At 60.6% G+C, this 6,067-nt stretch carries 3 protein-coding genes and 2 pseudogenes; 1 reads left to right on the plus strand and 4 read right to left on the minus strand.

The annotated features are described in order from the left end of the window. Positions 1-120 precede the first annotated feature (120 nt). Positions 121-585 carry an ATP-binding protein gene (locus tag D6B98_RS41780; protein ID WP_430642582.1) on the minus strand — a complete coding sequence of 155 codons (465 nt, stop codon included), beginning with the start codon at positions 583-585 and terminating at the stop codon, positions 121-123. 15 nt (positions 586-600) lie between these two features. On the opposite strand from D6B98_RS41780, the gene D6B98_RS39195 reads away from it, so the two are divergent. Then, the gene (locus D6B98_RS39195; RefSeq protein ID WP_126262206.1) at positions 601-1,869 is read left to right on the plus strand and encodes an IS256 family transposase; all 1,269 of its coding nucleotides are present in this window, start codon (positions 601-603) and stop codon (positions 1,867-1,869) included. A gap of 3 nt (positions 1,870-1,872) precedes the next feature. Here the strand turns inward: D6B98_RS39195 and D6B98_RS39200 are convergent. The 3 genes and pseudogenes from D6B98_RS39200 to D6B98_RS42130 form a co-directional block, all read right to left on the minus strand. Then, a pseudogene (locus D6B98_RS39200) lies at positions 1,873-2,277 on the minus strand (helix-turn-helix domain-containing protein); the annotation flags it as partial. A gap of 307 nt (positions 2,278-2,584) precedes the next feature. Beyond that, on the minus strand, positions 2,585-3,817 hold the full coding sequence (locus D6B98_RS39205) for a cytochrome P450 (protein WP_126262207.1): 1,233 nt from the start codon (positions 3,815-3,817) through the stop codon (positions 2,585-2,587). A 126-nt stretch (positions 3,818-3,943) separates the two neighbouring features. Beyond that, a pseudogene (locus D6B98_RS42130) lies at positions 3,944-5,943 on the minus strand (di-heme-cytochrome C peroxidase). Positions 5,944-6,067 lie beyond the last annotated feature (124 nt).

The following is a 6,067-nucleotide window of genomic DNA, read 5'->3' on the forward strand; positions in this document are numbered from 1 at the left end:
ACAAATCGGTCAGCTTCGCAATCGGGTACGACGCACCAAGCGTTCGAAGAAGGAGGCATCATGAAGTCATCGGCTCGGCAATGACATCGTGCCATTGCGACACGGGGACCTGACTTGTGATCAACAAGGACCCTTGTCGTAGCGATCGTAGACGATCTCAAGCAGATTGCGGCGCTGGTCGGCGGTAAGCGATTCGGGTCCGCAGTCGTCAAGGATGAGGAGATTGATCCGCTCGAGCGCGGTGATCAGGCGCGCCAGACGGCCTTCGCCGCGCGCCTGCGCGAGATCGGCGAACAGGCGGGATGTTCGCTTGTAGAGGACGGAGAAGCCGTCACAACAGGCCTTGTTGCCGAGCGCACAGGCAAGCCAGGACTTGCCCGTGCCGGTTGGGCCGACGATGACCAGATGGTTGGCATCACGGATCCATTGGCAGGTAGCGAGGATTTGAAAGAGCGAGTGGTCAAGGCCTCGAGCGGTGCGATAGTCGACGTTCTCGATGGCGGGAGCTATGCGGGAGCTGGGTGATGACGGCCTGAGATAGGCGGCGTATCGAGGCGGGTGTCGAAGCCTGCCAGAACCTCTCAAGGAGAGCGATACGCCATGAATGAGACTAGCAAGATTGTCCCGCTTCGTCAGCCCGACGCGATCGATGATCCACTGACCAATATCCTGCGCGCTAGTGCGCGGCAGCTTCTGGCGCAGGCTGTCGAGATCGAAGTCGAGACCTTTCTTGCCACGGTGAAGGACTTGAAGCTTGCCGATGGACGCGCCCGTGTCGTGCGGCATGGCTACGGCCCGGCGCGGACGATCCAGACCGGCATCGGCCCAGTTGAGGTCACGCGGGCGAAGATTCGCGACCGCGGGGCGTCCAACGATGGCGAGCGGATCCAGTTCAGCTCGGCGATCCTGCCGCTCTGGGCACGGCGGACCCGAAGTCTGGATGCGCTGTTGCCGGTGCTCTATCTGCGCGGCATCTCGACCGGCGATTTTCAGGAGGCGCTGACGGCCTTGCTGGGCAAGGACGCGCCGAACCTGTCGCCCGCGGTGATTTCCCGGCTGACGGCCGAGTGGCAAGGCGAGTACGAGCGCTGGCAGAAGCGCGATCTGTCGGCGCGGCGATATGTGTACGTGTGGGCCGATGGCGTCTTCCTGCAGGCCCGCATGGAAGATCACGGCGAGTGCATGCTGGTGCTGATCGGCGCAACGCCGGAAGGCAGGAAGGAGCTGATCGGCTTTCAGGTCGGCGTGCGGGAGAGCGCGCAGAGCTGGCGCGAGCTCCTGATCGACGTCAAGCAGCGCGGATTGCAGATCGCGCCCGAAATTGCCGTCGGCGACGGCGCACTCGGCTTCTGGAAGGCGCTTGACGAGGTCTTTCCCGGCACACGGCACCAGCGCTGCTGGGTGCACAAGACCGTGAATGTCCTGGACAAGGTCCCACTCTCGGTGCAGGCCACCATGAAGAAAGATTTGCGCGAGGTCTATTGGGCGCCAAACCGGGCGTCCGCCGAAGCGGCGATCGACGTCTTCGCCGAGAAATACCTCGCCAAGTACGGCCGGGCGGTCGAATGTCTGGTCAAGGATCGCGACGCGCTGCTGGCCTTCTACGACTTTCCTGCCGAACATTGGGATCACTTGCGCACGAGCAATCCCATCGAGAGCGTGTTCGCCACCGTGCGGCACAGGACCGTGCGCACCAAGGGCTCGCTGTCGCCGACCACCGCCAAGCTGATGGTATTCAAACTGGTGATCGCCGCATCAAAGACCTGGCGTCGGCTCAAAGGCACAAACCAGTTGCCGAAGGTCATCGCAGGTGTCAGATTTAACGACGGCATCGAGGTCATCCAAATGCCGGCAACCCACGCCGCCTGATCACCTCGTCACCCAAAATCCCGCATAGCTCGTTTCCGCAGCCATCGAGCGGATCGACCAGTGCGTCGCGTCGGGCGGTGTCGTACGCAATGTCCGCTCGATCACCGCAGCAACCTGATCGTCGTCGATGGTTCGAGGGCGACCAGGGCGGGCTTCGTCAAGCAGGCCATCACAGCGATCCTTCAAGAATCGGCGGCGCCACTTGCCAACGGTGTGTTCATGGATGCCAAGTTCGGCAGCCACAGACTTGCTTGGCAGACCATCTGCACATCGCAGGATCGCGCGGCACCGCTCAGATAGCGATCGGGCTACACGATGACGACGAACTTGCCTCTCCAAGTACGCCCGCTCCTGCGGACTAAGCACTAACGGCGCGATCGGCCGGCCTCGCACACCTGCATTCGCCACTAGCACTCTCCTCTCTAGAGATTCGAGCAACAACTAATGCGTCGAATTTGCGTTCCAGATGACTAGGAGAATGGAACATATTTCGGGGCTCTCGCAAAGCGCTTGGGCACGAGACATGGTGGCTGCGCCATTCCTCTTGAAGTCGAATGACTTTCTCGTTCAAACCGGCGCGCCAGCGATCTAGGTTGGTCTGGCACTGGAGCGAGACTATGCTCAAACCATTCGCGAAGTGCTAACGGCAATCGCCTCGCCGCTGGATATTGCAGACCAGTCGCGAGTCGCGGCTCGCTGCTGGGAAGTCCGCCCTTCAGGCGGCCGTATTGTAGGTGATTGGATAACGCTCCGGAAACGGCCCTCCTGCGTAGTCAATCTCCGCGGCAGGACGCACACCCCGGATTTGCAGGATGCGACGAACGATTTCCGGAACCTGGATGCGGCTGATCTGGTCGCCGAGGCAGGTGTGCATCCCGTAGCCCAAATGCATATAGACCGACTCCGGGCGGTCGACGGCGAAGCTGGACGGCGCCGGCAATTGCAAGCCGTCGCGCATCGCCGACCGGGTCGAGATCAGCACCGTGCTGCCGGCCTTGATTGTTGCCGCGCGCAGCGAGCCCTTTGCAATCCGGTAATCGGTCCGGCACTGGCGCACCACGAACGGATTGATCGGGTTGAAGCGTAGCGCTTCCCAGCAATAGCGATACATCAATTGATCGTTATTGCTGCAGGCGACGTCGATCGCCTTCTTCAGGATCTTCGGACCTATGAACAACTGCTCGAGGAGCTGTACGATGGCCGCTGAGGTCGTCTCGATTCCGCCGACCAGCGTGCCCATCATATTGGTTATAATGCGTTCGTCGGCGAAGCCGATCGAATCGTCAAAATGGCTTTTTAGCAAGCGACTGAACACGTCGTCGAGCGGCGCGCCATTTTTCAGTTGCTCGCGCCGTTGCGGGAGCAGTTGTGTCAGGTAGGTGCGCATCTCCTGCCCGGCGTCAATGTTGTCCTGATGCACCTTCGGATCTTTGTCCAGGTTGTGGAACATGTCGTACTGCGTGGCGCGCGACCAGCGGAACATCGACGCCAGATCGGGGCCGGGAAAGCCGAAATATTCTCCGGTCAGCTGAATGGGGACCAGGCGCGACAACGTGCTGACCACGTCGATTTGGTTCTGGGTATAGAGCTGCTTTTCGACGGACGCATTGGCGAGGCTGCGCACTTTCTGGCGAATTGCCGGCAGATCCTCCATGCGCATGAAGGCGCGCATGATACCCTTGTCGCGCTGGTTGATTTCGGTGCAGTCGCGGCCGAGCATAAAGGGGCCGACCGAAGGGTCCATCATCGGCGCATAGGTGACGTTGAAGATGTCGGGCCGGCTCAGCGCTTCCTGCACGTCGGGGAAGCGGGTGATGAACACGGGCCCCGCGGCGCCCAACGCTAGGTTGGGCCTGACGCGCCGAATTAGTGCGAACAACGCATCCGGATGTTTCGCGATCATCCATTTCAAGAACTTCGCCGCCAGCCCCTGTTTCTGTTCCGCCATTGCCGCCGCACCCTAACTCGAGAAAAGCTTCGCCTGGTCGGTCGATCCTGGCTTCCGTCCACCTTTCCCCCTGCGGGAGCGAGATGGTCTTCGATGCTGCTCCAGTTGGAGCTGACCCAATCAATTTCAGATCGACTTCAGGAACTCGATGATCGCGTTGCGCTCCTCGGGAGACAGCGCAGGGCCAAGGACACCCTCATGCTTGTCGTTCGAGAATTCGTGGCCAGTATTGCGATTGGCGGGCCTCGACGTATCGAGGATGAAGTAGCCCTTGCTGTCGTAGGTCCTGCCTTTGGGAGCGGCGGTCCGCGCCACGATACCGACGCGGACAGGATCGAAGCTGGGCTCACCGAGCAGCAACACTTTCGGGCGCTCTGCAACCGGGCTGAGAAGGTCGTAGATCGTCGGCACCGAGCCGTTGTGCAGGAACGGCGCAGTCGCCCATACGCCGTTCAGCGGACGCGCCTTATAGCCGAAACCTGCCGCGAGACAGTTCGGCCGATCGCCTTCGATCTCCGCGTGGACGGTCCCGGTCGACCGAAGCCACTCGTCGATGCTGGATTGGACCACGGCGCCGAGCGCAAGCGCGTAGAGTTGCATCGCATGGTCCGAGAGTTGGATCGTATCCAGCGTATTGTCAGCCTTCCGTTGGCAGACATCGATGTCGAGGCCGAGTCCTGGGCTGCTATGGACCGCCCGGGCCAGTTCGCTGCCGGCGGTGTCAACGGTGCGATTGCGCAGCACGTCGCCCTGGGCCGGATCGGTGCCGATATGGCTTTGCTTGATGATCTTGACGTTGAGTACGGATTCCTTCGTCTGCTTCTCCTGCCCATCCCGGCCGCGCCAGCGGATAGGGCCGAAGTTCTTCCAGAACTCCGAGTCCGGGGCCTTGCCGTGCACGATGTCGGGGGTCAGCGCTGGAAGATGGCAGCCGCTGCAATATTTATCGTAGAGTTGGGCTCCCACGGCAGCCTTGGCTTTGTCGATCGCAGGAAAGCTGTCGGGCCAAGTTGGCGCATTCAGCCCGGTGAAGGCCTTCGCCACCAGCGGCTGGTCCTTTCCAGCGAGCTTTCGTTCAATCCAGTGCAGATTATCAAAGGGGATGCTGCTGGCAAAGCGTCCCTGCTTGGGCGGTGCCGTGAGGTTGAGCTCCGCGGAAACACCCATCGCCTCGCCGGCATTGCGTACAATGGCTGCATGATTGAGGCGTCGTACTGCACCCAATCGAACCATGATGATGTCCAGATGTGCGGGTAGCTGACAGGGGCGTTGATGTTGACGTAGTTGCCGTAGCGCTTGTTGTCGAGTGCGAACACCTGATTGCCGATGCGATTGAGCGCATCGAGGCGGGTAAACCCTTCCGTGACGTCGATCCCAGCGGGCTGATCGACCAGAGCACCAAGTATTCCATCGAGTTCCTTGGATAGTTGAACGCGTGTCAGATCGCTGTACTCGGTTTCTAAAACGCGCTTCGCGAACCGCCTAAAGCGACCGTCGAAGAAGGGCAACTTTGCCGACAAGGCGGTCTGTGCGAGCGCGGCGCGGAGCGCATTTGTCAACTGACCGAGATCGGTTACGGCGGGGCCGCCTTCAATGACATAGCGCTTGTCTTTGAAGATCAGTTGGCCGGTGTGGCACGCGGCACAGGTCAATCCGACGGCAGTGTCCTTACGCGCAAGTCCGCGGATCGACTGAAACGGCGAATACGCAAATCCGATCGGCAAACCGTATTCATTGTTCTCGCTTTTAGCAGATTTTATGAATCCGAACCGCAGTAAATAGCGGTTGTCGGCAAAGCGTTCGCGTTCGAAGAAGGGCATAGCGAAGGGCGAGTTCTGCGGCGCTTCCAGCGCGAGAAACCATGACAGCGGGATTGGCAAGGTCTGCGTGCCCTGGGCTTTGTGATGGAATCGATCGGCGTCTTCGGCGTTCCAGCCCTGATCGAGCGAAACTTGCTCGCTCACGAGAACCGGCTCAGGGAGACCAGGCGGCTCCAGAGCTTCGATTGTCGCGCCAAGCTGGGGGCTGGTCAGGACCGCGATAGAAGCAATGACCGCGATGATCACCAGAAGAGCAAGAAAGCGTCGGCACCAAAGGCGCCGAATTGCGCTCGCAACTGTCGACATGGCTTCACCGGTGTCAGCGACGGTCTTCAGGAGAAAGCCGTGTAAACAGTCGACCGTGAAGAACGTTGATCATGAGGTCTGTTGACGGGATGACCAGGCGCCGGCGAACAGGAAGGCGCAGCAG

It is taken from the genome of Bradyrhizobium sp. LVM 105 (assembly GCF_003957705.1).
Taxonomy (GTDB): Bacteria; Pseudomonadota; Alphaproteobacteria; order Rhizobiales; family Xanthobacteraceae; genus Bradyrhizobium; species Bradyrhizobium frederickii.